Raw genomic sequence first — 409 nt, 5'->3', positions numbered from 1 at the left:
GCACCCACACCAAGACTTTCTTTTCGCACCGGAGACGCCGCTCATGCTCACAACGCCCGCCACCGCCGCCGAAGCCGACGCATGGCTGACCGTTCTGCACCGCCGAGGGCACCTGCATCGCGTCGAAGCCTGGTCGGACGGGATCTGGATCGTGCACCGTACGCCCGATTCGCAGCCGTGGACCCTGCACCATCCCGTCCTTGCGATGGACTACGTCGCCGACATCCTGCGAGACGTCCGCCGCCGAAGCCCGGAGTCGAGCCGATGACGACCGCCGACTCGGCGGGCATCACTCCCACAGTGGAGCCGGAGGCTCCGACGGCCACCGGCCGAGCAAGCTGTTGCCGTGGATATCCCAAAGGGATATCCACGGCGCATGCCCTCGCCCCGGAGGGCGAGGGAGGTCCGG

The 409-nt window shown here is 68.2% G+C and carries 1 protein-coding gene; it reads left to right on the top strand.

Annotated elements, in window-relative coordinates; genetic code table 11:
* Positions 1 to 268, top strand: a 268-nt coding sequence (locus STRIP9103_RS21115; protein WP_234022254.1) for a hypothetical protein, incomplete at its 5' end; no start/stop codon positions are given.
* Positions 269 to 409: the final 141 nt, after the last annotated feature.

Origin of the sequence: Streptomyces ipomoeae 91-03, assembly GCF_000317595.1 — a bacterium.
GTDB lineage: Bacteria > Actinomycetota > Actinomycetes > Streptomycetales > Streptomycetaceae > Streptomyces > Streptomyces ipomoeae.
This window is presented reverse-complemented; position numbering and strand designations above follow the sequence as displayed.